Genomic DNA, 26,814 nt, shown 5'->3' on the forward strand with positions numbered 1-26,814 from the left:
CGTTCTCCTGACAGCAAAGACAATTGAAACGTGGGGTTCATCACATGACGTTCATGCGCGGATCGAGCGCGTCGCGCAGTCCGTCGCCGAGGAAGTTGAAGCTGGTCACGGCGAGCGTGATGGCCACGCCCGGCGCAATGGCGAGCCAGGGCGCGCTGGTCAGATAGATCTGGGCGTTGTTGAGCATGTTGCCCCAGCTCGCCGCAGGCGGCTGGATGCCGTAGCCGAGATAGCTCACATAGGATTCGAGCAGGATGGCCGTGGCGACGTTCAGCGTGGCGGCGACCACGATCGGAGCGATGGCGTTGGGCACGAGCTCGTGGAACATGATGCGCAGGTTCGATGATCCGAAGGCGACGGCTGCGACCGCGAAATCGCGCTCACGCAGCGCGCGGATCTGCGCCTCGACCACGCGGGCGACGCTCATCCAGGAGGTCGCCGCGATCAGGAGCGTGGTCGTGAGCAGGCCGGGTTCTGTGAGTGCGGCCAGCGTGACCAGCAGGAAGATGGTCGGAAAGCACAGCACGGCATCGACCAGCCGCATCAGGACCGCGCCGAGTGCGCCGCCATGGAAGCCGGCGAATGCGCCGACCAGGATGCCGATCGCCATCGCGATCACCATGGCGATGATGCCGATCGAGAGCGAGACGCGTCCTCCCATCATCAGCCGCGCCAGCACGTCGCGTCCGAGCTCATCGGTCCCGAGCAGATGTGCCCCCGACAAAGGCGGCGCGAACCGCTTCATGATGTCGATATAGGTGTCGTCGAACGGCAGCAGATACGGGCCAAGTGCAGAGGCAAGCGCGAGCAGGATGATGATCAGCGCGCCCGCCATCGCGAGCCGATGGCGGCGGAAACGCCGCCAGGCGGCATGGCCGGGCGTGGGGTGGGCGCTCTGCGAGATGACGATGCTCATCGCCTATTCCATCCGGATCCGCGGATCGACCGCGGCATAGAGAATGTCGGCGAGCAGCGAGCCAACCAGCACCATCATGGCCGAGAACATCAGGATGCCCATCACCACGGGATAGTCGCGATAGCCGATGGAATCGAGAAACAGGCGGCCCATGCCGGGCCAGGTGAACACGGTCTCGGTGACCAGGGCGCCGCCGAGCAGCGTCGGAAATTGCAGGCCTGCGATGGTGATCATCGGCAGCAGCGCGTTGCGCAGCGCATGCAGCGCCAGGATGCGTCGCTCCGGCAGGCCCTTGGCGCGCGCGGTGCGGATGTAATCCTGGTTGATGACCTCCAACATCGAGGATCGCATGTAGCGCCCCCACATCGCGGTCTCGACCAGCGCCAGCACCATCGCCGGCGCGATCAAATGGTGCAAAAGGTCGAGCATCGAGCCGTCGCCGATCGTCTCCCGGTTGCCGGCGGGCAGCCAGCCGAGCTGGATCGAGAACACATAGATCGTCACCAGCCCGAACCAGAAGGTCGGGATCGACAGCGCGATCATCGCGCCGACGGTCGCGAGCTGGTCGAACAGCGAATAGCGCCTGACCGCCCCGATCACTCCGACCCAGCCGCCGAGCAGGACCGCGATGATGGTCGCCGTCACCATCAGCTCGAGCGTGGCGCCGAGATGCGAACCGATCACCGAGAGCACCGCCTCGCCGTCGCGATAGGAGTGGCCCCAGTCGCCGCGGACCATGCGGCCGAGCCAGTCGAGATATTGGATCGGCAGCGGACGATCGAGGCCCAATTGCCGGGTCACGCGGTCGAGATCCTCCTGCGTCATCTGCGAGGACGCCGCGAATTGCGACAGCGGACCGCCGGGTGCCAGATGCAGGATCGCAAAGCCGATCGCCGAGACGATCACCAGCAGCATCACCGCCTGCAGCAGCCGATTGACGACGTAGCGGAGCATCTCAGGCGATGTCCTCGGTTCGAATGTCGATACGCATCGTTGCGATCTCGCAATGCGGTTGGTGCCAACCTCGCCCCGCTTGCAGGGACGCGACGAGCTTCGCTCGCGCTAAGAGCTCGGATTGCATCGAAAGATGCAATCCGGGTGAGGGGGTACAGGTCCCAACACTCACACCGTTCGGGCGTCTGCCCCTCACCCCAACCCTCTCCCCGTAAAGAACGGGGAGAGGGGGCGCACCGTCATCGGTGCGCGAGCTCGCAATCAACTTGGCGAGATACATGGCGACGCGCTGCCCCACCCGCCCGTCGTCAGGTCCAATACCATTCCCGGATGTTCCAGCAGTTCGACGAGGTGTTGATGTTGGGACGGAAGCCCTGCAATCCCTCCTTGACGCCCTCGCTGATGGTGGCCTGGAACAGCGGCAGGATGGCGAGATCGTTGCGGACGAGCTTCTGCAGGTCGCCATAGATGGTCTTGCGCTTGCCGAGGTCGAACTCCTTGGCGCCCTCGGCCAGCAGCCGGTCAGCCTCCGCGCTCTGATACTGATAGGTGTTGTAGCCGCGGCCGCCTTTGGCGGGGATCGCGCCGGAGCCGAAGCGCGGCGTCACGTCCGGATCGCTTCCCAGCATGAAGTTCACCCCGACCAGAACGGAATTGAACTTCGACTGCAGCCAGAAGTCGCCCCAGATCACGGCTGCCGGCATGTTGTTGACGCGCATCGCCGCGCCGATCGCGCGCCAATCCTGCATCAGGAGCTGCTGGGTCTGCTCGCGCACCGCGTTGCCGGTCGTGGTCGAGTTGGTGAATTCGAGCTTGACGCCACCCTTCTCGCGGATGCCACCGGAGCCGCGCACCCAGCCGGCCGCATCGAGCAGGGCGTTGGCCTTGGCGGGATCGTAAGCGTGCTGCGGCAGGCCCTGCTGGAACGACCAGGCCTGCTGCGGCACGAAGCTCTCGGTCGGCGTCGGCAGGCCATAATTGAGCGCGTCGATGATCGCCTTCTTGTTGATCGCGAGATAGAGCGCCTCGCGCACCGCGCGGTCGGCGAACGGGCCGAACTGCAGGTTGGGCGCGATATGCTCCACCGACGACGTCGAGGAGACGAAGACCTTGCGGCCCCGCAGCGATTTCGCCTCCTGCACGAAGTTCGGCAGGATGCCCTGCATGCCGGTGTAGTCGACCTGACCGGTGCGGAATTGGGTGTAGAGCACCGTCAGGTCCGGGATGTATTTGAAGACTACGCGCTCGAGATACGGTCCCTTGCCGTGGTAGCCGGTATAGGCGTTCAGGAGGATATGGTCTCCGGGCACCCGCTCGCCCCAGCGGAATGGCCCGGTCCCGACCGGGGCGTTGTGGAATGGGGAGCTGTTCGGATCGGAGACCTTCTCCAGAATGTGCTTGGGCACCATGAAGGTCAGGGACAGGATCGACAGAAAGGGCGAATAGGCGGATTCCATCCGCCAGTGGATCTCATCGGGCGCGACCACCTCGATGTTCTTGACGAGGCTGAAGCCGACCCGGCTGCGCGCGCGGAAATCCGGATTGTTGACCAGATCGAGCGAGAACTTGACGTCGTCAGCGGTGAACGCGGTGCCGTCGTGCCACTTCACGTCGTTGCGCAGCTTGATCTTCCAGGTCAGTCCGTCCGCCGAGAGCCCGCCATTCTCGATGGTCGGGATTTCGCGCGCGAGGTCGGGCACGAGCTTGCCGTCGGGATCGATGAACCAGAGCGGCGAGAACACCTGCCACCAGAGGCCCTGATCGACCTCGATGGCGGGCATCAGCGGGTGAAACACGGTGGGCTCTTGCGAGAGCGCTGCGATGACCTGCCCGCGCGGTTTCTCCGGCGGCTTGCCCGGTCCCTCGGACTGGGCGAATGCGTTCGACAGGCCGAGGCTGGCCCCCGCAAGCGTGCTGGCACTCAACATCATGAAGCGGCGGCGGTTGGGACGCCCGAACGGGGAATGATCCAACGCCGGAATGCCGGGTCGATTCGAAGCGTCCGCCATGACTCCCCTCCGTTATGATGCCAGATGCCTGCTGCGGTGGGAGCGCCGCACTCCCCCACCGCAGGACAAGGCTTTTCTTCAGCACACCTAAATCACTCGACAGAAATTTCATCATGGCTAAATATGCGAGTCAATGTCACTGATGACCATTGCACTCGCTTTCAATGATATTAATCCGCGCAGGATGCTGATCGCTTGGGCAGCAACGAGGGACGAAGGATATGAGCGGCGACAGGCCGACCAAGCTCACCAGGAACAGTCAGCCGGCGGAGGCAGAGGAGGCGGGCGACCAGCGCCTCGGCGAGACGGTGCGGCTGCTCCGCCAGCGTGCGGGCCTGTCAATCCAGGATGTCGCCAACCGCACTGGGCTCTCGACCGGCATGATCAGCCAGCTGGAGCGGGCGCGTGCGATGCCCTCGATCCGCACGCTGCGTCTCCTCAGCGTCGCGCTCGACGTACCGATCTCCTATTTCTTTGAGGACAGCGCTGCGCCTGCGCCCCAGCGCTACATCGTGCGCAAGAACCACCGGCGGCTGCTTCGGCTCACCTCCAGCGGCGTCGTCAAGGAGGCGCTGACGCCGGCCGGGAAGGGCGAGCTCGAATTCTACGAGCTGACCCTCAATCCGGGCGGTTCGTCCGGGACCGATTTCGTCCAGCACACGGGCGAGAAGGCCGGCTACATCCTGTCGGGAAGCCTTCGCCTCTGGCTCGATCACGAGGCCCATGTGCTGGAAGCTGGCGACAGCTTCCGCTTTCCCAGCATCGTGCCGCATATGTTCGACAACCCGACCCAGCGGGTGGCCCGCGTGCTTTGGGTGACGACGTTGAGGCGAAGTGATCCGGCTCCGGACTGAGCGTCCGGTGGTGCGCTATTTGCCGACCTTGTTGTGCACCATCCAGAACCGCACCGTGCGCTGGGCGGTATCGAGTGAGAGCCGGCTATAGTCCTTCTCGGCGAGCCGCAGGGTTTCCGGGTCGATGCCGTGCTTCACGGGTCGGAAGCGCAGGATCTTTGCGACCGCGGACCAGCCGATCCCCGCTGAGCGGCAGGGGATCAGCACGAGGTCGGCACGCGGACCTTCCAACACCTTCGCCATCAGCTCGGTCGGCACATTGTTGAGCAGCCCGAGCGCGGCGGCGATCTCGCTGAAGCGCCGGGCTTCGGCGAACCAGCCGATCGCGGCGTCGTTCAGCTCGTTGAGGCCCTTCATGCGCTTGACCGCCTCTTCGGCGAGCGCGAAGTCTCGGGCCGAGAGCCCGGTTTCGGCACGCGCCGCGTCCGTGAACGTCTTCAGGACCCGTTGGATCTCCTGCTGCAGCTCCGGGCTGGCCTGCGCCATCAGCTTGGTGCGCACCGTCTCGGTGGCGCGGCGCAGCAGATCGCGCAAATGTTTCGGTGGCAGGTCGACGCGCAGGCCGATGAGCTCGGTCAGCTCGTCGTCGTCCTCCGCGCGCGCCAGCATCCCCGAATAACCGTCCTCGGAAAATCGCGCGGTGGCGTTGGTGGCGAGCTTGCGCAGCACGCTGCGTTCGCCGCGGTCGACGATGATGTCGGTGACGGCTTCGGTCAGATGCGCACGGCCGGAGATCGCCATCAGATGCGCCTGGCCCTTGGTCGAGGCCACCTCGACCAGCGTGTTCTCCGTCAGCCGGGTGGAATGCTTCAGCACGCTTTCGGCGACCGCGATTTCGTCGTCGCGGGCAAGCCGCTGAATGACGTCGATCGGCGCGTAATCGATCAGCGCCAGGCATTTGGACAGTTCCGCACGCGCTCGCGCCTCCACCCGCGAGACCAGCATGCACAGCACGTTGTCGAATACCTGTATCTGCTCCTCGCTCAGGCGTTCGCCGTCATGCAGGAACAGCGTGGTGACCTGGCGCAGCGTGTTGACGCGCTTTTCCGAGGAGCCGCTGCGCACCGCGGTTTCGAGCTCGGCAATGATCGAATGCTCCGAGAGCATGAGCTGTTCTGGCTGCTGCACGATGATGGTCGCCTGGATGTCCGTTGTCCGAGCCGCGGTCTGGCTGCGATGGCCGTATCGCTTGCGGCAGGAGTCTTGCGCGATCCAGATAACAACGCGTTAGATCGCGGCTCCGTAGAAACCCGGAAAAAAGAGAGGAAAAATTAAGCTCGGCGCGCTAGCCTCGTCTGGTGATTTCGGATGCAGCGCTTCGGACAGTTTGTCAGCAACTGAAGAGTTTGGTTGTGAGACACGTGCCGACAGCCGCGACGGCGAAGAACTGAGGATTGATCAGCGTTCTTCGTGCGGCTTGCTCGATAGCAACCTCCAAGCGCAAAGCGCTTGTCAGATCAGGGACGAAGCCGGGTTTCTTCATCCTCTTCCTTGATCGAAGCCCCGCTCACTTCGGATGAAAGCCTCCGAAGAATTGTGCTTTAATGCAAATTCTTGGGACTGGCTCTGCTGCCGCTTCGCGACGAGGCGCGTTGGTCTCGCAGCCGGCGCTTCGCAGAAAGATCCTCATGCCCTCGACGATCATCGCTGGCCGGCCTAGACCGCTGACGATCTGCGGTATTCGCCTGCATCTCAGTCCTGGAGCCGGCTGCTGATGGCGCCGATCGGCAAGACGCAGGCCGAGCTGACCCGTCTCGTGGAGGACGCGATCCGGAGCGAACCGGGCTGCGAAACGGTGCAGGTTCTTGCGGTGACGCCGTTGCCGCACGTGCGCGAAGGGCGCAATTGGCAGATCCCGGAGGTCGTGCTCGGCGACAGCCTGATCAGCGATGTCGACCGCGCGGTGATGAGCGTGCAACGCAGGTTGGGCCGCGAATTTCACCTGATCGCGGACCAATCCGAGCCGACCGGCGGATCCGCCTAGGTCCCTGCCTCATTGGCTGTCGTCACTGTCGTCGCACGATGTGGGCGGCGTGCGGACGCTCGCGCGACCAGACGGACGATCAGCACGGCGAGCGGAGGGATGAGGAACAGGGCGTAGAGCGGCATGGCAGGCACGCGCTTGCCAAACGAGACCATGAACTGCAGCAGCAGGTAATAGCCACAGAACAGATGCAGCCGTCGCCAGTTGCGAGGGCCAAGTGCTGCGGCGGTGCGGTCGAACGACGTGGCCGTCATCGCGATGATCGCGGCGTAGCCGATGCTGCCAAAGATGAACGAGGCAGGGCTTGTTGCGGCGGCAAAGCCCGCCGGGTCGATCCGCGCAAAGATGAGGATGGCGAGCGCATGGATTGCGTGCGAAGCCGCGAAGGTCAATCCGAGCTGGCGGCGGTTGCGCAACAACCAGCCGGTCCAGCCGTTCGGCCACAGGCGTGCCAGTGCGCCGGCTGAGAAGGCGAGGCAGAACAGCGCCAGCGATGTCTTGGCAGTGAAGCGGATCACGATCCGCACACCCTCGGCCTCGAAGCCTCTCATGGAGGCGAGCCAGAGGCTGAGCGCGATCAGCATCAAGGTGAGAAGGGCGAGCAGCCGGTTGCCTTCGAACCAGTCTTCGAACCTGTCTTGTCGAGATCGGGACATGCATGTCTCCATCCAAATGTAAGCATCGATTACATTTGGATGGGTGTCGGGATCAATCATGTAATCGATGCTTACATTCACGATCGGGTGATGCTAGACCGACAGCCATGGCCAAATCCGTGAAAAAACGCAGCCGCGCTGCGGTCATTCCCTACCATCATGGCGATCTCCGGCGCGCGCTGATCGATGCCGCCCTCGCGCTCGCCGCGGAGGGCGGCCCGTCTGCAGTGAGTGTGCGCGAGGCGGCACGCCGGGCCGGCGTCTCGCCGGGCGCGCCGTTCCGGCATTTCGATAGCCGCGAGGCCTTGATGACGGCGGTCGCCGAAGAGGCACAGCAGCGTTTTCGTGCAGAGATCGATGCCGCGCTTGCCGGCACGGCAGCCGAGGGGCCGCTTCGGCAGCTCAAGCTGCTGGGCATGGCCTATCTGCGCTGGGCGATGCGCAACCCCGCGCATTTCGAGATCATCTCCACCGGCCGGTGGTTCGATCACGACGCCGCCGTCGCGGTGTCGCGCGACAATGCCGACGCGATCGCGTTGAGCGAACAGCTATTGGCGCAAGCGGCGGCAAGCGGGCAGCTTCGATCTGTCGATCTCAAGGCCACCCAGATCGCGGGCCGGGCGCTGGTCTACGGCCTGGCGCGGATGAACATCGACCGCCACTTCCCGCGCTGGGGTGTTCAACCGGAGCAGGTCGAGCGCATCGCCGAGCAGGCCTTGGATGTTTTCATCAGCGGAATCGCCAAATAGCCGCGCGCCGAGCGATGGGCATCGCTACGTAGCCGGTCGGCCCGGCAGGCAACCAGATTTGCGCCTCCCGCAAAGCTCGGTGCCGTCCTTAGAGCATGATCCGGAAAAGTGCGAAGCGGTTTTCCTCGCGACAAACGCGGACGCGTTTGCGCGGAGATCATGCTCAAACAATAACCTAAAGCGCGATGACGATTCGTCCCAATCTCATCGCGCTTTAGCGCGTAACGGGCAGCTGGTCCCGGGCTTGCCGGTGGTCATGTCGTAGCATGGCATGGATCGCGACGGCTGCGGCGGCGAAGCCGGAGGCGGCGCCGACCCCGAGCGCCCAGCGCGGGCCGAACTGGTCTGCGACCCAGCCGACGATCGGCGCACCGATCGGGGTGCCGCCGAGGGCGACACCAACGCGCAGCGCCATCACCCGTCCGCGCATCGCGGGCTCGGTCGACAGCTGCATCAGGCTGTTGGTGGTGTTGGTGACCGTCAGCGCGGCCAGGCCGATCAGCACCAGGGCGGCAGCGAACATCCAGTAGGTCGGCGCGAGCGCGGCGAAGCTGCAGCCCAGCCCGAACAGCAAGGCGCCGACCAGCAGCGCGGCGAAATTCGGCCGCGCCCGCGCAGCGCCGAGCAGCGCTCCCGCGACGGTGCCGACCGCCATCACCGACGACAGCAGGCCGTAGCCGCGGGCGTCGGCATGGAACACCCGGGTCGCCATGGTCGAGATGAAGATCTGGAAGTTCAGGCCGAAGGTGCCGATCAGGAACAGCATGATCAGGATGGCCTTGAGGTCGGCGCGCGACCACACGTAGCGCAGGCCGCCGGTCAGCCTGCTCCCGAGGCTGCCCTGGTCGCGAGGCGCCCGCGCATGGCCGCGCAGCTCGGAGCTGCGCAGCAGGGACAGTGAGGCCAGCACGGCGACGAAGGAGGCACCGTTGATCAGGAAGGCCCAGCCGGTACCGGCGCCCGCAATGACGACGCCCGCGATCGCAGGCCCGATCATGCGGGCGGCATTGAACGACGTCGAGTTGAGCGCCACCGCATTCGGCAGGTCGGCATCGCCGACCAGCTCGCCTACGAAGGTCTGGCGCACCGGCGCATCGAACGCGGCCGCGCAGCCGAACAGGAAGGCGAAGCCGTAGACATGCCACAGCTGGACCGCGCCGCTGACGGTGAGCAGTCCCAGCGCAAGCGCCAATGCGCCCATGCTGGCTTGCGTGGCCACGAGAAGCCTGCGCTGGTTGAAGTGGTCGGCCGCATAGCCCGTCCACGGCAGCAGCAGAAGCTGCGGTCCGAACTGCAGCGCCATCACGATGCCGACCGCCGATGCGTTGCGGTCGGTGAGCTGGATCAGCACCAGCCAGCTCTGGGCCGTCCGCTGCATCCAGGTCCCGACATTCGAGACCAAAGCGCCGGCGGCCCAGACGCGATAATTGCGGCTGCGCAGCGAACGGAACATCTCCGTCGCCGCGCGTCTCATTGTGGCGCCCGCAGGTCGCCGCCATGCAGCGGACCGAAGTGCCTGGCTGCGAACAGGCCCATCGCCAGCATGCCGAGGCCGAGCGCAGCCACGTCGGCTGCATCGCGCAGTCCGAAATCGCCGACTTGGCAGACCAGCAGATAGAAGACGATGAGATTGAGAAAACCCCACAGCACGTTCAGGGTCGAGGTGGAGAGGCCCCGGCCCGGCGGCGACGCGAAGGGGGTCTGGAACGGTAGGCCCGTCACGCCCCTGACGAAATGCGGCATGGCATTGGTGAGAAAGGCACCGCCGATGAAATAGGAGACAAGATGCGGCAAGGTCATCTCAGGCGGTCCTCGCATTCAAGAGTTCGATGATGTCCCGGGTCGTTCCGGTCTGGCCCAGCCGCGGAAAGATCCGCGTCGTGCTGTATTCGTGCGCCTCGGGACGGGCGTCGGTCATGGCGTCGAGCGCGAGCGTGACATTGAAGCCCTGCTCATAGGCTTGCCGCGCAGTCGACTCGACACCGGTGCCGGTGGCGACGCCGGCCACGACGACCTGCGTGACATTCCGTGCCTTCAGCTGGCGCTCGAGATCGGTGCTCGCGAACGCGCCCCATGTGCGCTTGGTCACGACGATATCGTCCGCGTGGCGGTTCAGTTCCGGCAGGAGCTCGGTCCATCCGTCCGGAACGGCGCCGATGCGGGGCGGCTGCTCGGTGCGGCCCGGTGCGGTTCCGGCGACATTGACCAGCACGACCGGGAGTGCGCGCGCCCGAAACGCCTCGGCGAGCGCACAGGCCTGCGCCACGACCTCATTGATCGGATGCATGAACGGATATCCGAGCAGGCCCTTCTGCAGATCGACGATGATGAGAGCGGTATTGGGATCGAGCATCGTCAGCGCCATCATCTCTCCTCGATAAATACGCCCTGCGTGCACGCGTTGTCAGTCGATCAGCCGCTTCAGCAGCAGGACGGCCGCGGCCAGTTGCTCCTGCTCGTGGGCGGCCAGACGTTGTTCGATCGTGCGCGACAGCCAGTCCTGTCGTGCGGCGCGGCCCTCTCTGATCCAGTCCAGGCACTGCTCCGTCAGCGCGATGATCGTCTGCCGTCCGTCGTTCGGGTCCGGCGCGCCCTTGATCAGGCCCGCGGCCTCGAGCGAGGCGACGATCGGACCCATCGACTGGGCGCGCATGCCCTCCGCGCGCGCCAGCTGCGACGCTGTCGCCGGGCCGTCCTTTTCGAGCCGCAACAGCACGGCGATCTGCGAGACCGTCAGATCTCCGACATTGGCCTGCTCGCGCAGCCGTCGCTTCAGCTTGCCGATCAAGCCGCGCAGCTCCGCTGCAAGCGCCGAGGCGCGCGGGCCAGGCGCGGGATTGCCGGGGGAAGGGCTCATGCGGGACGAATATGAGATTTCAGTCTAGCTGTAAAGATAAACTTATAAGTTTAACTTAACATAAACGTGAGCCGCGATCGCTCATGAGACCCGGCAACGACTGGGGGTACGAAAGAGCGGCGCGCGCGCCGAAACGACGAGTCTGAATGCCATGCCGCGTCCGGCATCGGCTTCAAACTCGGGCCGCACCCGGATCATAATGTCCGAAGGTCGCGACGAGACGGCCGCGATAGAGGCGAGCTTCGAGACCGGCGCAGTGCCTTCAGTGCAGGCCGATCATTCGCGCGAAGCGGCCGGCGATGTTGACCTCGGGTGGCTGCTCAGCCTCCTCATCCAACCGGCTCTGCTCGGCCAGCGAAATCAAGACGATCTGGTTGACGAGCTCGATTGTCACCGCGAACAGGTTGCCGTCCGGATCGTGATAGTCGATCCGTGTGGCGTGGCCCTCCCGCAAGGTCTTGGTCGCGGTCCAGCCCAAGGGCTCGCCCAGATACCGGATCAGCTCGCCGACGGTGTGGATCTGGAAGCGCGACGGCTCCAGCCGCAGGAGACCCCGCGCCTTGGTGTTCAGGGTCAGGATGCGCGCATCCTCGATCTTGTGCTGCCCGTGCTGTCCGTTCATGACCGGAACGGCAGCCACGATGCCGATCGGCGAGCGGTCGTAGAGGATCTGCAGCACGTCGATCTTCTCGCTCAGCATGGCCACGAAGCTCAAGGTGAATATCGGTGCGCTGCGCTCGTCGATCGCCAGCGGCAGCACCACGGTCTCCCAATAGACATTCTGGTCGGAGAGCGATGAGATGTAGCGGGCATAGATCGGCTGCCGGGTCGCAAGGGACTGATCGTAGATCTCGCGCAGGCTGTTGGCGGTGGCGAATTTCAGCTCTCGCAGCCGGGTGCCGCGCAGGTCCTGGCCGACATCCCGGATGTAGCTGTCGCTCTGGGATATGACCACGTGCTCGTCGCCGAGCTTGAGATTGAGCAGCGTGTCGCCATAAGCGGAAAACGATTTCGAGTACATGTCGCGCAGACACGGCTGGCGGGTGGCGCGGTGATAGAGCCAGTGCCGATAGGCCTCTCCCAACGGCTTGCCGTGAATCTGCTCGGCGATCGCCTTGCCGGTCCAGGTCTGGATGGCGGCGCGGCTGGCCGTGCCGGTATCGATGGACCGCACCGGCTTGATGGGCGGGTGATCGACCGCTGACTCAAATTGCATGCGAGACTTGGTTTCCGCCTGATTCATCAGTGGACCCTTTCCGGCAATGCGGGGGCCCCGCCTTGTGGGCTACGGGGCCCGACAATGAGGATAAAAGAAAAGGCTAGGGAGCAAATTGCTAAACGCCGATTAACTTCGATTCGGCAATTGTAGCTTGCGGTGTATTTGATGCGCTCCGCATCCATAGCGCGAATACCGGGGCTGGCGGAGCGGGCCGCCACGCCGCGCCATCATGCCCCTGGCGATGCCCGCGCGGGCGGTGGCGCCGGAGGAGCCACCTGCCGATATCGCGAGTCAAGCAGGGCTACTCCGTCCCCTCGGCGGTGATGATGCCGCCCATATTCTGCCAGCGCTCGCCGTCGAACTGGATCATCTGCAGCTGCTTGTTGACGCGGTAGTCGGTGGGCGAGGTCGAGATGGTGATGCCCGGCAGCAGCAGGCCGAGCTCGACGTGATTCAGATTCGTGGCCTGCTTCAGGACGTTCTCGCGGGTGAGATCGTCGCCGCACTGCCTAAGCACATGAACCAGAAGCTCCGCGGTGATGTAGCCATAGACGTTGAAGTTCGAACCCTTGTCGCCATCGGGATAATACTTTGCCATGAAGTCGAGATAGCGCTGCACCCCGGGATCGTTCTTATAGGCCTCTTCCAGCGGATCCTTGACGTAGTTGACGCTGATCAGGCCCTTGGCATTCTCCGGACCCGCCGGCTTCAGCGTGGCGGTCAAGGAGTTGGCGTTGATGTCGACGATGTGCACCGGATGCCAGCCGAGCTCGGCGACCTTCCTGATCGCCTGCGCCGCCTGCTTCGGGGTGGAGGCGCTGAACAACAGGTCCGCCCCGGCGTCCTTCAGCTTGAGGATCTGCGAGTCGATCGTCGGCTCGGTGATCTCATAGGAGCTCTCGGCCACGATCATCTTGGCGGCCTTGTCGCCGAGCCCGGCCTTCAGCCCGGCGAGATAGTCCTTGCCGAGATCGTCGTTCTGATAGAGCACGCCGATCTTGGCATTGGGATAGGTCTTCAGAATGTACTGGCCGTAGATGCGGCCTTCGACCAGATAGGAGGGATTGAAGCCCATCGTCCACGGGAAGTGTTTGGGATCGGTGAAGCGGGCGGCGCCGGTCGCAGCGAACAGCTGCGGCACTTTCTTGCTGTTGAGATATTTCTGCACGGCGACGTTCGGCGCGGTGCCGATGATCTGGAATGTGAGCAGCACCTCGTCGCTCTCGACCAGCCTGCGCACCTGCTCGACCGTCTTCGGCGGCGAGTAGGCATCGTCATATTGGATCAAATTGACCTTGCGGCCGTTCACGCCGCCCTGGTCGTTGATCATCTTCATATAGGCGGCCTGCGCCTTGGCGATGGTGGCATAGGCGGAAGCCGGGCCGCTCGCCGGGATAGTCTGGCCGACCTTGATCTCGGTGTCGCTGGCTCCGGGGTCGTATTTCTTCTCGGCTGCGGCGGACGAACAGAAGATGGCCCATGCAAGCGCGCTCGCCGTGACCATGTTTCCGAGGCTGATACTCATGACCGTCTTTCCTCACCCTTGTTGTTCATTGTGCGTCAAGTTGCCGCCGCCGCCGGCGATACGTTCGCGCGTGAGATGATGCGAAACAGCTCGTCGCTGCTATGTCTGCACGGCCGGCACACCCTCCGCGGCTGCCACCGCCTCGCGCCGCGCGAAGCGCCTGAGGTCGTCCTTCGGGTTGATGATGAGCATCGCCAGCGCGCCGCCAGCCACGATCAGGAGCCCTGCGAACATGAAGCCGTCGCGAAAGCCCTGCGCCGGATTGACGCCGACATCGACGATGTGACCCATCAGCCAGGGCGCGATCAGGCCGGCCAGCGTGAACGTGCCGTTGCAGATGCCGAGCATGGCGCCGCGCTGGTGCACCGGGCTGATCTCGCCGATCAATGGCGGTCCGAGCGCATAGGTGACGCTGCCGACCGCGAAAGCCACCATGACCAGCGGAATCTGCACGAGCTCACCGGTCGATTTCGACAGCAGCATCATCGCGACACCCGCGAGCATCACGCAGCAGCAGGTGAGCACGCCACGCGAGATGCGGCTCGACACGCCGCGGGCGAGCAGCCGCTGCGACAGATAGCCGAGGGTCGGCGACAGACAGGCCTGCAGCATCGGCGGCAGCATGACGATCCACCCGGTCGCGATCGGTGAATAGCCGCCGGCCTTGACCAGGAACGACGGCAGCCAGACCACGGCCAGCGTCACCGCCCAATAGGCCGCGAAGCCGGCAAGCGTCACGCCGATGAAGGTGCGCGAGGTCAGCAGCATCGAATAAGGGACGTGTTCGAGGCCGGCGCCGCCGGCTTCGACATGACGCGCATCGAGCGGACCTTCCTTCCCGATCATGAGCCACAGCGCCACCCAGACGAAGCCGATCGCGCCGAGAAAGCCGAATGCGGCGTGCCAGCTATAGGTGAGGATGATCCAGGTCAGCAGCGGCGCGGCGAGGCCAATGCCGAGCGGGCCCCCGATCGAGACGAAGCTGGTCGGGAAGGCGCGCCGGTCGTCCGGAAACCATTTGTAGATCGCGTGAAGCGCGACCGGAAAGGCTGGGCCTTCGCCGGCGCCGAGCGCAATGCGGCTGCCGAGCAGGACGGCCAGTGATGGGAAAGCCAGGATCGGCAGCTGGCTGATCGCCCAGATAAGAGCCATGCCGGCAAGCACCGACCTGGTCGAGACGCGATTGACCAAAAAGCCGACCGAGGCCGCCGAGATCGAGAACAACAGGAAGAAGGCGCTGCCGATCTGGCCGAACTGCTCGTTGGTGAGATGGAGGTCCTTGATGATCGGACCTGCCGCGAGGCCGATGACGGATTTGTCGGCGAAGTTGATCAGCATGAACAGGACCATCATGCCGACGATGATCCAGGCCCGCCTGGATTGAGGCGCGGCATGGCCGCTCGTCACTGTCATTGTCATCCTCCCCTTTTTTCTGATTGTTGGTTTTCAGTCGGGACGCTGCGTCTGGCCGTCAGATCACATCCCTTCGCCTCAGCGCGTCGATCTCCGCCTCGGAGAGGCCAAGCCAGTCCTGATAGACCATCCGATTGTCCTGTCCGACATCGCCGGCGGCGTGGCGCAGCCGCGCCGGATCGACCATGAAACGCGGCACCACGTTGGACATCGCGACCGAGCCGAAATCGCGATCGGCCACGCGCGTGATCATCTCGCGCGCCTGCGCCTGTGGATCGGCGGCGATCTGGTCGATCGCGTAGATCGGCGCCAGCGTCCCCTGCGCGGCGTTGAAGGCCGCAAGGATTTCATCGAGCGTGTGTGTCGCGCACCAGGCCTGGAAGATGTCGTTGAGCTCGCTGGCGTGCTTCACGCGCTCAGCGTTGTTGGCAAAGCGCGGGTCCTCGATCAGATCGGGCCGGCCGATCGCACGGCAATTGGCGGCGTAGAGCGCGTTGGTCGAGCCCGCGAGCGTCACCCAATGATCGTCTCGGGTGCGATAGACCGCGGCCGGCGCCGAATAGCCGTTGGCATTGCCGATGCGGCCGCGGACGAAGCCGAGCTGGTCGAACTCGACTGGCAGCACATCGAGCAGCCGGAAGACCGCTTCGGTTAGCGCGAGATCGATCTCCTCACCCGGCGCATCCTTGTCCTTGGCCCGTTTCCACAGCGCGGCCAGCACGCCGAGCGCGCCGAACAGGCCGCCGATGGCGTCGCCCATCGGATAGCCGGGATGAGTGGGCTCGCCGGCGGTCTCGCCGGTGATGTAGGTCAGTCCGCCCATCGCCTCGAAGATCCGCGCAAAGCCGGGCCGGCCACGATACGGGCCGTCCTGGCCGAAGGCGGTGGCGCGCAGAATGACCAGGCGCGGCTGGATCGACCACAGCACCTCTTTCGACAGGCCCCAGCGATCGAGCGTGCCGGGGCGGAAATTCTCGATCAGCACGTCGAAGCGCGGCAAGAGCCGCTTGAACAGCGCAAGCCCTTCGGGCGTGCGCAGATCGAGCGTCGCGAATTGCTTGTTGCGGTTGGCCGTCTTCCACCACAGCGGCTTGCCGTCCTTGAACGGCGGAAACGACCTGACGCCATCGCCATGGCCCGGCATCTCGATCTTGAGCACCTCGGCGCCATAGTCGGCGAGCAGGGTTGCGGCCAGCGGTGCGGCGATGATGGTCGCGATATCCAGAACCTTCAATCCTTCAAGCGGCCCGCTCAACTCTCGCTCCTGCGCATGTTCTGCAGCTCATTTTCTGTTTCTTGTGTCGGGCGCGCCGACCACCGGCTCGGCTGCGCCGATCAGCGCGCGAATGCTGGCAGCAAGCGCACGGATGCGCGGACCGATCTCGGCCTCGAGCTGGCCGGGCTGCAGACGGAAGGCGGGAATGCCGCAATTGATTGAAAAGGCGCGCGTTGCGCTGTGAAACAGCGGCACGGCCACCGCATGGATCGCGGCCATGTACTCGCCGAAGCAGGTGCAGAAGCCGCGCTCGGCGCATTGCGCGAGGCCGGAGCGATAGGCCTCGCGATAGGCCGACCATTGCTCCGTGTCTGATGCTTCCAGCCGCTGTTCGAGCGAGAGGGCATCGTGTGTCGGCAGCAAGGACGCGGCGGCGCGGCCCATCGCGGTGCTGACGACCGGGATCGGCATGCCGATGTCGGGGACATGCGGTCCGACATCGCCTGAGCGCGCCGTCTCGACATAGATCATGGAGGTGCCGTCGAGCAGGCCGATCGACACCGTGCCGCGCACGCTTTGCGCCACCTCCTGCATCAGGGGGCGCGCGGTTTGCCGGAAGGGCATGTCGGCAAGCAGGGGGTGGGCGATGCGCAGCGCGCGGATGCCGACGCGATATCTGGCGCGCTCCGCGTCGTAGTCGAGATAGCCGAGCTCGGCGAGCGTGTGGGTCAGCCGCGCCACCGTGGGGCGCGGAATGCCGGTGCGCGCGGCGATCTCCATGTTGCCGAGCACGGGCGATCCCGCCTTGAACGCCTCGAGCACCATCAGGCCCTTGGCGAGCGTGGTGGCGAAGGCAGCGTCGCCGGCGCTGTCGGCGAGCATGATTTCGACGGGCAGGGGGCGGATGGCGGCCGGCTGTGGATCATTCAGAATGCTCATGTCCATATGAATGGGACATTCCGACCCTTCTGTCTACATATCTGATCAAAAATCGATAGTTAGTCCATTATGTGGACGTCAGCTGTTTGTGAGGGCGCATGGCGCCGATCGCAGGCATAATGCCGGCCATTGCCGGAGGTCCGAGATGTCAACAACGGTCAAGCAGATGCTGGAAGCGGCGAACGCCGCAGTGCCAAAGATCACGCCGGGCGAAGCCAAGGCGATGATCGCCAAGGGCAACACGCTCATCGTGGACGTGCGTGATGCGCCGGAGGTCGAGAAGAGTGGCAAGATCGCCGGCGCGGTGCATGTGTCGCGCGGCATGCTGGAATTCCGCGCCGATCCGGGCTCGCCCTACCACGACAAGAACTTTGCCAAGGACAAGACGGTGATCCTGTATTGCGCGTCCGGCGGCCGCTCGGCGCTCTCGGGCAAGACGCTGAAGGATCTCGGCTACGACAAGGTCTACAATGTCGGCGCGTTCAAGGATTGGGCCGAGAGCGGCGGCGCGGTCGAGAAGCCGATCGAGCCGGGCATGTGAGCCGGTTGCGGCTTGTCCTCACGCCGGCGGCATGGGCTGCGACAGCAGGCCCTGCCGCAGCGCGAGCCTGACGAGCTCGATATCCGAGCCGACGCCGAGCTTGTCCTTGATGATCGAATGGACGTTGGCGACCGTCTTCGGACTGAGATGGAGCGCGTCTGCGATCTCGTCGGTGGTTCGCTCCGCGAGCAGCATCTGCAGCACCTCGAATTCGCGCGCCGTCAGCACGTCGGCGGCCGCGGTTTCACCGGCGAGCCGGCCGAGCGCGAGTTCCTGGGCGATGTCCGGGCTGACTGCCATGCGTCCGGCGAGAACGTCCCGCGCCGCCTGCACCAGCGCTTCCGGCGGGCTGCTCTTGGTCACATAGCCCTTGGCGCCGGCACGGATCGCCTGCACGGCAAAGCCGGCATTCTCATGCATGGTGAACACCAGGATCCTGGCCTCGCGATCCCATTGCCGGATGCGGCGGATCGCTTCGATGCCGCCGACCCCGGGCATGGTCACATCCATGATGACGAGATCAGGCCTCACCTCCTTGAACAGCCGATAGGCTTCGGCGCCATCGGCGGCTTCAGCGACCACCCGAAAGCCCGGCTGCTTCTGCAGCACCGACCGGTAGCCTTCGCGCACCACGGCATGATCGTCGACCAGCATGATGGCTCCGCCGGGGCTGGTCACGCCGCGCATTCCTCAAGCACGCGCTGGTCGGAGAGTGGCGGGTTGCTGCTCGTAGCGAAGGGGATGCCGACATGCAGGCGCGAGCCGCCGTCCTGTCTCGACTCGAAGTTCAATTGTCCGCCCAGCCCGGCCACGCGTTCGCGCATGCCGAGCAGCCCCATTCCCGGCCTCACCGCCTGATCGCCGGCGCGGCCGTCATCCTCGACGGTGAGCTCGATCGCAGCGGGCGCGTTCCTTCCGTCATGCACCGTCAACTGAAGCAGCACCTGCGTGGCGTCCGCGTGCCGTGCTGCATTGGTCAACGCCTCCTGCGCAATGCGATACAGGTTCAGGCCGATCGTCTCCGGCAGGCTGTCGACAGCGCCTGCAAGCCTGATCTCAAACCTCGTCCGCCCGGACTGGCGCCTGCTCCATCCCGTGACCAGGCCTTCGAGGCTTGCGCCCAGGCCAAGCTCGTCGATGTCGGGCGGACGCAGCCTGAACAGCGCGCCGCGCAGCGTGCTCATCATGTCGCTCGCGGTGCGCGCGATGCTGTCGCATTCGGACAATAGCTCCGGAGAGGTCTGGGCCGCGCTCTGGCCGGCCGCGGACGCCAGCGCGCGAATGGCGGCAAGCGACTGGCCGAACTCGTCATGAAGCTCGCGGGCGAGATGGCGACGCTCATCGTCCTGCAGCGCGATCAGCCGCCGCGTCAGCTCGTTGCGCTCGGCGATGGAGGTCGCGAGGTTTTCGGCCAATTGGTTGAAGGCATCGCGGATTGCCGACAGCTCGGCGAGATCGAACGGCGGCAGCCGCGCGGCGAGGTCGTTGGCGGCGATCCGCTCCAGCCCTGCGCGGATCAGTTGCGTCGGCCGCAGCGCCCGCGCCAGCGCCGCGTAGCTCAGCACGCAGAGCAGCCCGAGCGCGCCCGCCAGCACCGGCAGCAGGCGGCTCAGCTCGCGCCATGCATCGGCGCTCAGAACGGCTGGATCGATCCAGGCCACGGCTTCGCCCAGTGGTCTGTCGCCAAACAGCACCGGCCGCGCCGCCTCGCGCCCGTGATCGAACATGGCGCGATGGACGACGGCAAAGGCGGTTGGCGGCTCGTTTTGCGTCTGTGCTCCGCCACAGAACTGTTGCACCATTTGTCCGCTGCCGGCGCGGTAGGCGATGCACAGGCCCGGCCGCATCACCAGCGAGGCAATGCTGTCGAGGTCGGGGAAGGTCGCCCCCGGATTGTTCACCCAGCGCGTCTTGTTGAGCTGCAGCTGCAGCGTCCTGGCGGTAATGTCGGCGATGTCGTTCAGCTCGACGCGCGTCGCCCGGTCGATGTCCCACAGGACAACCGCGGAAATCGCGGCAAAGCAGATCGCCGAGACCGCCGATATCCGCAAGGTCAGGCGGTATTTGAGATCGCTGTTGGCGAGGGTCCACATCGTCTCGGCCTCACGCGTGGGATCAGGTTAAAGCAGCCCGCGCATTTAACGGCAGAACCGGCGCGGCGAAAAGGATGGCCACCGGACGAGAGGTGACGTCGTGAAATTTTCCCGTAGCCGGCCGGGATATCAGCCGTTTCGGCCAGCAAACCGCGATCCTAGCGTTCGGGTCCAACCTTTTCTGAAAAGGAGCTCTCATGACCCGCAGCTCACGTTTGCTTGGCCGTTTCGCGATTGCGAGCCTGATGTTTGCCGTGGGTTTCGGCCGCGCGTGGCCGGCCCAGCCGTCCGGCCCGGCCCCGGCCGTGGTGGTCGCGGATTTCAGCTATGTCGATACCTCCGGCGAGCCGGCCGACCAGAGCGCCGCTCATCAGCGGCGGCTCCAGGCCTTCATGGCCGCGCTCCGTCGCGAGCTGGCGACAGACCAGCGTCTCCGCCTGGTCGATCCCTCCTGTGCGCCGTCCTGTCTCGCAGATGCGACAGCCATGGATGGACTCCGCCATATCGCAACCGAGGCCGGGGCGCGGTTTCTCGTGGTCGGTGCAGTTCAGAAGATGAGCACGCTGGTGCAGTGGGCGCGGACCGACGTCGTCGAAGTCGCATCCAACCGCGTGATATCCGAGAAGCTGTTCACGTTCCGCGGTGATGATGACGAGGCCTGGCAGCGGGCCGAGATCTTCATATCGCGCCAGATTCGCGATGCCATGGCGGCTCCGTCGGCGCCGGTCCGGATTGCGCTGCTCCCGTTCACGCTGGACGACAGCAGCGCCGGAGCCGGGGCGGTCGGCGCGACGGAGACCGATATCAAGGGACTGGCTGATGCGACCGAAGCGGTGCGTCAGCTCCTCGATCAGTCCGGCCGTTATCGTCTCGTCGAGGTGGATGCGGCGGCAGCGGCAAAGCCGCAGACCGGCTGTGATGATTGCGACCTGCGGCTCGCCCGCGAGTTTGGCGCGGATCAGGCGCTGACCGGCGTGGTTGGGCGGGTCAGCCGCACGGAATACACGATCAGATTCCAGCTCCGCGATACCAGAAGTGGGGCCGTCATTGCCGCCGGCGACAGCGGGCTTCGCATGGGCGCCAACTACTCCTGGGGGCGCGGTGCGGCACGTCTGGTGAGTGAGCGGCTGCTCGGTGGTGACGAGACAAGATGACTGCGCGCTATTTCTTCGCGGTCACCGTCTCCCACAGCCAGCGCGCCACGGCTTCCGGCGACGCATCCGCATCGCTGCCGGAGGCACGCAGGTTAGCTTCGCGCATCGCTGTGATATCGATCTTGCCGAGCAGGGGTGTCAGCGCCTTCTGCAGCGCCTGATCGCCCGCGCGCTTGGGCGACAGCAGCAGGATCGCGTCATAGGGCGGGATCGCGTGCTTGGTGTCGTCGAGCACGATGAGATCGTATTTCTTGATCAGCCCGTCGCTGGTGTAGCCCGCGATCACGTCGACCTCGCCGGAGGCGACCGCCGCATACATGAAGTCCGGCTGCATCTGGCGCTGCGCCCGAAACGACAGGCCATAGGCCTCGCGCAACGCCGCCCATTCCGGCCGCGAGAAGAACTCATAGTCGCCGGCGATGGTCATGGCGCCGGCATGGCTGGCGAGATCGGCGATCGTGTGGATATGAAGCGCCTCGGCGCGGGTCCGCGGCATCACCAGCGCATAGGCATTCTCGAAGCCGAGCTCGCCGAGCAGGGTGACGTGCTCCTGCGCAAGCTGCGTCTTCAACGCATCCAGCAGTGCGTCGCGTGGCAGCTGTTCGCTGCGATGAAACTGATTGGCCCACAGCGTGCCGGAATAATCGACATAGACATCGACATCGCCATTTCGCAAGGCTTGATAGATCACGCTGGAGCCGAGCCCGGCGCGCGTCGTCGCCGGCAGCCCGGCTGCCTGCAGGCGCTCGCTGAGCAGCGCCGCCAGCACATATTGCTCCGTGAAGGTCTTGGCGCCGACGACGTAGCGCGCGCCCGATCCGGCGAGCGCCGGCACGAGGCTGGCGGCAACCATCGCCGCAATGCCGGCCGCGCCGAGACCGGCGCGGAGGCGATGGCCATTCCGCAGGCCGGTCTCGATCAACGCCAGCAGCTGGTCGACCGCGAGCGCCAGCACGGCGGCTGCGACACAGCCGAACACGACCAGCACCCAGTTCTGCGTCTGCAGCCCGGCGAAGATGTAGTTGCCGAGACTCGTCTGCCCGATCGGCGTCGACAGCGTCGCCGTCCCGATCACCCAGACGGCGGCGGTGCGGATTCCAGCCATGATCACCGGCAGCGCCAGCGGCAGCTCGACCGTCGTGAGCGACTGCCGCGCGGTCATGCCGACGCCTTTCGCCGCTTCGATCAGCTCCGGCTCGATGCCGTTGAGGCCGGTGATGGTGTTGCGCAGCACCGGCAGCATCGAATACAGCGCAAGCGCCAGCACCGCCGGCAGGAAGCCGAAGGCCGAGAAGCCGACGCCGAGCCAGCGCATCGCCAGCGCGCCGAGCGCAAGCAGCAGCGGGTAGAACAGCGCGAGCAGCGCCAGCCCCGGCACGGTCTGCACGATGCTGGCCGCGCCGAGCAGGACGCCGCGCAGCACCGGCCGGTTGCGCGCGATCAGCGCCAGCGGAAAGCTGACGACGAGCCCCAGTGCCAGCGCCGCGATGCTGACCCGCAAATGGCTGCCGAGATAATCGGCAAGATGCGACGACGCCTCGATGAAGCGCGGATCGGAAAGCAGGCTCATGCGGTGCCGCGCTCCGCAAGCTGCGCCCTCAGCCGCTCGGCCTGTCGCCGCGGCGTCTGCAGCAGCTCGGTCACGTAGGGCTCCTGGCTGGCCGCGAGTTCGGCCGGTGTGCCGGTCGCGAGCAGCCGGCCGGCGCGCATCACCGCGATGCGGTCGGCCAGGAGAATGGCTTCCGTCATGTCATGGGTGATCATGATCGTTGTCAGCTTGAGCCGGTCGTGCAGGGCGCGGAAATCATCGCCGAGCGCATCGCGCGTCAGCGGATCGAGCGCGCCGAACGGCTCGTCCATCAGGACCATGCGCGGGCTCGCGGCGAGGGCGCGCGCAACACTGACGCGCTGGCGCTGACCGCCGGAGAGCTCATGCGGCAGACGGTCGCGATAGGCGGAACGATCCAGGCGAACCAGGTCGAGCAGCTCATCGACACGGGTTGTGATCTCATCGGCCGGCGTGCCGAGCAAAGCGGGCGTGATGCCGATATTGGCGGCCACGCTCAGATGTGGAAACAGGCCGCCGCTCTGGAACACGATGCCGATGCGGCGGCGCAGGGTCACCGGATCAACTTTGCTCACATCCTCGCCTGCGATCGTGATCGCGCCGGAGTCGGCCTCGGTCAGCCGGTTCGTCAGCCGGAGCAGGGTGGTCTTGCCGGAGCCGGAGGTGCCGACGATGGCAAGAAATTCGCCCTCCGCAACCGCAAGCGACACGTCGTCGACCGCGCGTACGCGCGCGCCGTTGTTGGCGAAGCTCTTGCAGACATGAGCGTAGGTGATCAGCGGCGTGCCTGGCATCGACGGTTCGACTGGTTTTCCCACCCTCCCCTGGAGGGGAAGGTTGTGACGCGAATGGAATGAGCGTCGGGGTAGGGGCTCCTTTCGATAGATCACCCCACCCCGTCTCACATTTCGCTTCGCTCAATGTGAGCCGATCCTCCCCCTCCAGGGGAGGGTAAGACGTCGCCGCTCCCTCTCACGTAGCACGTCGCGGGGCCGCGTTGAACTTCGCCGCTCAAGACGCTAAGCCATCGTCCGCAATTGGAGGACCATGAAGTGACGCAGGCAAGGTCCGCGGCCGTCGCGCTGGAGGAGGCGACCGTGGCGTTCCGTCTCGCCGGCGGACGGGTCTATACCGCGGTGGAGAAGGCCCGGCTCAGCGTGGCAGATGGCGAGTTCGTGGCCATCGTCGGGCCCACCGGCTGCGGCAAATCCACGCTGCTCAACCTCGCTGCCGGGCTGTTGAAACCCGCGGGTGGTACGGTGCGGATCTTCGACCGGCCGCTCGCCGGCCTCAATCGCGAGGCCGGCTATCTGTTCCAGGCCGACGCGCTGTTTCCCTGGAAGACGGCACTGGAGAACGTCGCGATCGGGCTCGACATTGCGGGCACGCCGCGATCCGAGGCGCGTGAGCGCGCGCAAGCCTGGCTGGCCTCGGTCGGCCTCGCCAGCTTCGGCAACCGCTATCCGCATATGCTCTCCGGCGGCCAGCGCAAGCGCGTCGGCCTTGCCCAGGTCCTGATCCGCAATCCCAAGATCATCCTGATGGACGAACCGTTCGGCCCGCTCGATGCGCAGACCCGGCAGATCATGGGCAATCTGCTGCTCGATCTCTGGAGCGACGATCGCAAGGCCGTGCTGTTCGTTACCCATGATCTCGAGGAGGCGATCGCGCTCGCCGACCGTGTCGTCATCATGTCGGCTGGACCGGCCGCGCGCATCATCGGCGATTGGCGGGTCGAATTGCCGCGGCCGCGCGATATTTTCGAGGTCCGGCTGCGTCACGAGTTCCACGAGCTGCATCGTGAGATCTGGCACATGCTGAAGGCCGAGGTGGCTAAGGGCTACGCGCAGGCGGGGGCAGCATGACGATGATCGGACTCATGCCAACGAGAGCCTTATTGCCTTTGCGCAAACTCTCACCACAAGTGCGGTCTGCTCCCTCACCCCTTGCGGGGGAGGGTCGGGGAGGGGGGTACCACGCAAGGACTGTTGGCTGTGCTACCCCCACCCCCAACCCCTCAGAACGAGCTTTGCTCGTCTCGCCCCCGCAAGGGGGAGGGGAAGTGCAGCGCCCGAGCGGTGGCAGCGCCGCGCTCAGCACCCAACGCGGAGTTCGTTGATGTCCCGCGTCGGACTGTTCGCGCTGCAAATGCTGGTCGCCGTCGCCATCATCGCGCTGTGGCAGGTGTTCGCCACGGTGCCGGTGTTCGGCCGCATTCTGCTGCCGCCGTTCTTCTTCTCCAATCCGGTGGATGTGTTCTCCCAGGTCATCAACTGGTTTGCGACCGGCGTGATCTGGAAGCATCTTGCGATCACGCTGTGGGAGTCGATCCTGGCCTTCGTGATCGGCTCGCTCGGCGGCGTGCTGGTCGGTTTCTGGTTCGCGCGCAAACCGCTGGTCGCGGCCGTGTTCGACCCCTACGTGAAGATGGCCAATGCACTGCCGCGCGTGGTGCTGGCGCCGATCTTCACGCTGTGGCTGGGGCTCGGCATCTGGTCCAAGGTCGCGCTCGGCGTCACGCTCGTCTTCTTCATCGTGTTCTTTAACGTCTATCAGGGCGTCAAGGAAGTCTCGATCGTGGTGCGCGACAACGCCCGCATGCTTGGCATGGGCGAGCGGCAGTTGATGCGCCACGTCTACTGGCCTTCGGCGCTGTCCTGGATGTTCTCCTCGCTGCATACGTCCGTGGGGTTTGCCGTGGTCGGGGCGGTGGTCGGCGAATATCTCGGTTCAGCCGCGGGCCTGGGTTATCTGATCCAGCAGGCCGAAGGCGTGTTCGACGTCGCCGGCGTGTTCGCCGGCATGTTCGTGCTGTCGATCTTCGTGGTGCTGATCGATATCGGCGTCACGCTGGTCGAGCGGCGGCTTCTGGTGTGGCGGCCGGATGCCGTGGATGCACGATGATCGACGTGAGATGTGAGCGACAAGAACCGGTGTCGTCCCGGCGCACGCCGGGACCCATACCGCGGAACCTATCGTGGGACGATGCTGGTCGACGATCACGTGCGAGCCACGCTGGCCGGTGGTTATGGGTCCCCGCGTTCGCGGGGACGACAGCTGTGTTTGTCGTGGCGGTCTTCTCAATCCAGGCTCGCCGCTTTAGGCTAAAGACAATCTGAACGGAGGAAACAATGAAAACGATTTTCGCTAAGCTCGCGGGAACGCTGCTCGCTCTGACCCTGACCACAAGCCTCGCGTCGGCCGCGAGCAAGGTGACGGTCGCGGTCGGCGGCGGGGCCTGCCTGTGCTATCTGCCGACCGTGCTGGCCAAGCAGCTCGGCGAATATGAGAAAGCGGGGCTCGACGTCGATCTCGTCGATCTCAAGGGCGGCTCGGATGCGCTCAAAGCGGTGCTCGGCGGCAGCGCCGACGTCGTCTCCGGCTATTTCGATCATTGCGTCAATCTCGCCGCCAAGAAGCAGGAGCTGCAATCCTTCGTGGTCTATGACCGCTATCCCGGCCTGGTGCTGGTGGTCGCGCCGTCACATAACAAGGAGATCAGCTCGATCAAGGATCTCGCCGGCAAGAAGGTCGGCGTCAGCGCGCCGGGCTCCTCGACCGATTTCTTCCTGAAATATTTGTTGAAGAAGAACGGACTCGATCCCTCCGGCACCGCGGTGATCGGCGTTGGTCTCGGCGCGACTGCAGTGGCGGCGATGGAGCAGGGTCAGATCGATGCCGCCGTGATGCTCGATCCCTCGGTCACGGTGCTGCAGGGCAGCCATCCGGACCTGAAGATCCTGAGCGACACCCGCACCCAGCATGATACGCTGGAGGTGTTCGGCGGTGAGTATCCGGGTGGCGCGCTGTATTCGACCGCAGCCTGGGTCGCCGGGCATCCGAGCGAGACCCAGGCGCTGACCAATGCAATCCTCTCCACGCTCGTCTGGATTCATGCGCACACGCCGGAAGAGATCATGGCGAAGATGCCCGACGAGATGGTCGGTAAGGACAAGGCGCTCTATCTTGCCGCGCTGAAGAATACGATTCCGATGTATTCGGAGACCGGCAAGATGGACCCGAAGGGGGCCGAGGCCGTGCTCGCCGTGTTCAGCACGGGCTCGCCTGATGTCGCCAAGGCCAATGTCGATGTTAGCAAGACCTACACCAACACATTCGTCGACAGGGCGAAGGGCACCACGGGCGCAAGCTCCAAATAGAAAGCATG

Annotated in this window: 26 protein-coding genes; 8 read left to right on the plus strand and 18 right to left on the minus strand. The window is 65.1% G+C overall.

Annotated features, from left to right (window positions below; all coding sequences use genetic code 11):
* Positions 1 to 40: 40 nt before the first annotated feature.
* The 3 genes from ACQR1W_RS22875 to ACQR1W_RS22885 form a co-directional block, all read right to left on the minus strand.
* Positions 41 to 916 carry an ABC transporter permease gene (locus ACQR1W_RS22875; protein ID WP_434852896.1) on the minus strand — a complete coding sequence of 292 codons (876 nt, stop codon included), beginning with the start codon at positions 914 to 916 and terminating at the stop codon, positions 41 to 43.
* Positions 917 to 919: 3 nt separating this feature from the next.
* On the minus strand, positions 920 to 1,870 hold the full coding sequence (locus tag ACQR1W_RS22880; protein ID WP_434852897.1) for an ABC transporter permease: 951 nt from the start codon (positions 1,868 to 1,870) through the stop codon (positions 920 to 922).
* Between the two features lie 308 nt (positions 1,871 to 2,178).
* Positions 2,179 to 3,879 carry a peptide ABC transporter substrate-binding protein gene (locus ACQR1W_RS22885; RefSeq protein ID WP_434852898.1) on the minus strand — a complete coding sequence of 567 codons (1,701 nt, stop codon included), beginning with the start codon at positions 3,877 to 3,879 and terminating at the stop codon, positions 2,179 to 2,181.
* Positions 3,880 to 4,100: 221 nt separating this feature from the next.
* Between ACQR1W_RS22885 and ACQR1W_RS22890 the strand changes: the two genes are divergently transcribed.
* Positions 4,101 to 4,733 (plus strand): helix-turn-helix domain-containing protein, encoded by a 633-nt coding sequence (locus ACQR1W_RS22890; RefSeq protein WP_434852899.1) that lies wholly within the window; start codon positions 4,101 to 4,103, stop codon positions 4,731 to 4,733.
* 15 nt (positions 4,734 to 4,748) lie between these two features.
* Here the strand turns inward: ACQR1W_RS22890 and ACQR1W_RS22895 are convergent, their stop codons facing one another.
* Positions 4,749 to 5,861, minus strand: coding sequence for a DUF2336 domain-containing protein (locus ACQR1W_RS22895; protein WP_434852900.1), 1,113 nt, complete (start codon positions 5,859 to 5,861; stop codon positions 4,749 to 4,751).
* A gap of 586 nt (positions 5,862 to 6,447) precedes the next feature.
* Between ACQR1W_RS22895 and ACQR1W_RS22900 the strand changes: the two genes are divergently transcribed.
* Positions 6,448 to 6,717, plus strand: a complete 270-nt coding sequence (locus tag ACQR1W_RS22900; protein ID WP_434852901.1) for a hypothetical protein — start codon at positions 6,448 to 6,450, stop codon at positions 6,715 to 6,717.
* On the opposite strand, the gene ACQR1W_RS22905 is transcribed toward ACQR1W_RS22900, so the two are convergent.
* Positions 6,714 to 7,373: a hypothetical protein gene (locus ACQR1W_RS22905; protein WP_434852902.1), complete on the minus strand. Its 660-nt coding sequence runs from the start codon at positions 7,371 to 7,373 to the stop codon at positions 6,714 to 6,716. The two genes, ACQR1W_RS22900 and ACQR1W_RS22905, sit on opposite strands and share 4 nt — an antisense overlap.
* 233 nt (positions 7,374 to 7,606) lie before the next feature.
* On the opposite strand from ACQR1W_RS22905, the gene ACQR1W_RS22910 reads away from it, so the two are divergent.
* A complete protein-coding gene (locus tag ACQR1W_RS22910; RefSeq protein ID WP_434852988.1) occupies positions 7,607 to 8,122 on the plus strand; it encodes a TetR/AcrR family transcriptional regulator in 516 nt (171 codons plus the stop codon).
* Positions 8,123 to 8,336: 214 nt separating this feature from the next.
* Here ACQR1W_RS22910 and ACQR1W_RS22915 read toward each other — a convergent pair whose 3' ends face one another.
* The 9 genes from ACQR1W_RS22915 to ACQR1W_RS22955 all read right to left on the minus strand — a co-directional run bounded on the left by ACQR1W_RS22915 (position 8,337) and on the right by ACQR1W_RS22955 (position 17,291).
* The gene (locus tag ACQR1W_RS22915; RefSeq protein ID WP_434852903.1) at positions 8,337 to 9,575 is read right to left on the minus strand and encodes an MFS transporter; all 1,239 of its coding nucleotides are present in this window, start codon (positions 9,573 to 9,575) and stop codon (positions 8,337 to 8,339) included.
* A 17-nt stretch (positions 9,576 to 9,592) separates the two neighbouring features.
* On the minus strand, positions 9,593 to 9,922 hold the full coding sequence (locus ACQR1W_RS22920) for a hypothetical protein (RefSeq protein WP_434852904.1): 330 nt from the start codon (positions 9,920 to 9,922) through the stop codon (positions 9,593 to 9,595).
* Between the two features lies 1 nt (position 9,923).
* Positions 9,924 to 10,487, minus strand: coding sequence for an isochorismatase family protein (locus tag ACQR1W_RS22925; protein ID WP_434852905.1), 564 nt, complete (start codon positions 10,485 to 10,487; stop codon positions 9,924 to 9,926).
* A 39-nt stretch (positions 10,488 to 10,526) separates the two neighbouring features.
* On the minus strand, positions 10,527 to 10,979 hold the full coding sequence (locus ACQR1W_RS22930; protein ID WP_434852906.1) for a MarR family winged helix-turn-helix transcriptional regulator: 453 nt from the start codon (positions 10,977 to 10,979) through the stop codon (positions 10,527 to 10,529).
* A gap of 262 nt (positions 10,980 to 11,241) precedes the next feature.
* Positions 11,242 to 12,195: a hypothetical protein gene (locus ACQR1W_RS22935; protein WP_434852907.1), complete on the minus strand. Its 954-nt coding sequence runs from the start codon at positions 12,193 to 12,195 to the stop codon at positions 11,242 to 11,244.
* Positions 12,196 to 12,499: 304 nt separating this feature from the next.
* Positions 12,500 to 13,723, minus strand: coding sequence for an ABC transporter substrate-binding protein (locus ACQR1W_RS22940; RefSeq protein WP_434852908.1), 1,224 nt, complete (start codon positions 13,721 to 13,723; stop codon positions 12,500 to 12,502).
* Positions 13,724 to 13,822: 99 nt separating this feature from the next.
* A complete protein-coding gene (locus ACQR1W_RS22945) occupies positions 13,823 to 15,136 on the minus strand; it encodes an MFS transporter (protein ID WP_434852909.1) in 1,314 nt (437 codons plus the stop codon).
* Positions 15,137 to 15,194: 58 nt separating this feature from the next.
* Entirely contained in the window at positions 15,195 to 16,391 is a 1,197-nt protein-coding gene (locus ACQR1W_RS22950) for a CaiB/BaiF CoA transferase family protein (protein WP_434852910.1), read from the minus strand.
* A 27-nt stretch (positions 16,392 to 16,418) separates the two neighbouring features.
* Entirely contained in the window at positions 16,419 to 17,291 is an 873-nt protein-coding gene (locus ACQR1W_RS22955) for an IclR family transcriptional regulator (protein ID WP_434852911.1), read from the minus strand.
* A 145-nt stretch (positions 17,292 to 17,436) separates the two neighbouring features.
* Between ACQR1W_RS22955 and ACQR1W_RS22960 the strand changes: the two genes are divergently transcribed.
* A complete protein-coding gene (locus tag ACQR1W_RS22960) occupies positions 17,437 to 17,832 on the plus strand; it encodes a rhodanese-like domain-containing protein (RefSeq protein WP_008970615.1) in 396 nt (131 codons plus the stop codon).
* Positions 17,833 to 17,850: 18 nt separating this feature from the next.
* Here ACQR1W_RS22960 and ACQR1W_RS22965 read toward each other — a convergent pair whose 3' ends face one another.
* Positions 17,851 to 18,486 (minus strand): response regulator, encoded by a 636-nt coding sequence (locus tag ACQR1W_RS22965; protein ID WP_085966978.1) that lies wholly within the window; start codon positions 18,484 to 18,486, stop codon positions 17,851 to 17,853.
* 20 nt (positions 18,487 to 18,506) lie between these two features.
* Positions 18,507 to 19,925 carry a histidine kinase gene (locus ACQR1W_RS22970; RefSeq protein WP_434852912.1) on the minus strand — a complete coding sequence of 473 codons (1,419 nt, stop codon included), beginning with the start codon at positions 19,923 to 19,925 and terminating at the stop codon, positions 18,507 to 18,509.
* A gap of 197 nt (positions 19,926 to 20,122) precedes the next feature.
* Between ACQR1W_RS22970 and ACQR1W_RS22975 the strand changes: the two genes are divergently transcribed.
* Positions 20,123 to 21,079 carry a DUF2380 domain-containing protein gene (locus tag ACQR1W_RS22975; RefSeq protein WP_434852913.1) on the plus strand — a complete coding sequence of 319 codons (957 nt, stop codon included), beginning with the start codon at positions 20,123 to 20,125 and terminating at the stop codon, positions 21,077 to 21,079.
* A gap of 7 nt (positions 21,080 to 21,086) precedes the next feature.
* Here ACQR1W_RS22975 and ACQR1W_RS22980 read toward each other — a convergent pair whose 3' ends face one another.
* Entirely contained in the window at positions 21,087 to 22,649 is a 1,563-nt protein-coding gene (locus ACQR1W_RS22980; protein WP_434852914.1) for an ABC transporter permease/substrate-binding protein, read from the minus strand.
* Positions 22,646 to 23,440 (minus strand): ATP-binding cassette domain-containing protein, encoded by a 795-nt coding sequence (locus ACQR1W_RS22985; protein WP_434852915.1) that lies wholly within the window; start codon positions 23,438 to 23,440, stop codon positions 22,646 to 22,648. The genes ACQR1W_RS22980 and ACQR1W_RS22985 overlap by 4 nt, the downstream gene beginning before the upstream one ends.
* Positions 23,441 to 23,698: 258 nt before the next feature.
* Here ACQR1W_RS22985 and ACQR1W_RS22990 point away from each other — a divergent pair, with 258 nt between their 5' ends.
* From ACQR1W_RS22990 to ACQR1W_RS23000, 3 genes are all read left to right on the plus strand, one after another.
* Positions 23,699 to 24,511: an ABC transporter ATP-binding protein gene (locus tag ACQR1W_RS22990; protein ID WP_434852916.1), complete on the plus strand. Its 813-nt coding sequence runs from the start codon at positions 23,699 to 23,701 to the stop codon at positions 24,509 to 24,511.
* 253 nt (positions 24,512 to 24,764) lie between these two features.
* On the plus strand, positions 24,765 to 25,550 hold the full coding sequence (locus ACQR1W_RS22995) for an ABC transporter permease (protein ID WP_434852917.1): 786 nt from the start codon (positions 24,765 to 24,767) through the stop codon (positions 25,548 to 25,550).
* A gap of 227 nt (positions 25,551 to 25,777) precedes the next feature.
* Positions 25,778 to 26,806 (plus strand): ABC transporter substrate-binding protein, encoded by a 1,029-nt coding sequence (locus tag ACQR1W_RS23000; protein ID WP_434852918.1) that lies wholly within the window; start codon positions 25,778 to 25,780, stop codon positions 26,804 to 26,806.
* Positions 26,807 to 26,814: the final 8 nt, after the last annotated feature.

The sequence above is a fragment of the Bradyrhizobium sp. HKCCYLS1011 genome (assembly GCF_051167795.1).
Taxonomy (GTDB): Bacteria; Pseudomonadota; Alphaproteobacteria; order Rhizobiales; family Xanthobacteraceae; genus Bradyrhizobium.